The sequence below is a fragment of the Undibacterium sp. Di27W genome (assembly GCF_049340345.1).
Classification (GTDB): Bacteria; Pseudomonadota; Gammaproteobacteria; order Burkholderiales; family Burkholderiaceae_D; genus Undibacterium.
In genome coordinates this window covers 1-399 of record NZ_JBMPOS010000111.1, presented here as the reverse complement: position 1 = coordinate 399, position 399 = coordinate 1, and the positions used below count along the sequence as shown (strand labels likewise).

1 protein-coding gene is annotated in these 399 nt (G+C 47.1%); it reads left to right on the top strand.

The window, feature by feature from the left end; all coding sequences use genetic code 11:
• Nucleotides 1-399: hypothetical protein (locus ACO0LF_RS31525; RefSeq protein WP_423021362.1), on the top strand; the 399-nt coding region annotated here is incomplete at both ends.

Sequence of the window (399 nt, the reverse complement as noted above, 5' to 3'; positions counted from 1 at the left end):
GTAACCCGGCCAGCGGCTATGTAGACGAAACTTATCGCTATGACATCATAGGACGATTAGACACCACCACCCGTGATGGCATGATCATCGACCAAAGGCGTTACACCGCCAATAGCCAATTGGAACGCACTGGTATTACCAATGAAATCATGGGCATGTTGCGTTTTAGTGGTTTGTTGCGCGAGGCATTCAAAGCAGCCGATGTCAATACCGAATTCACCATGTATGAATATGAAAGCGACCCTGCCAATACACAACCAGGACTGCCAAAAGACAGAGTTGACCAGGTCCTGCTCCAGCAAGTGCATATAGCCAGTAATGATACCCGCTATAGCAATACACGGTTCATCAATGACGAAGCAGGCAGACTAACAAGATATACCCATGATAATGCCTATG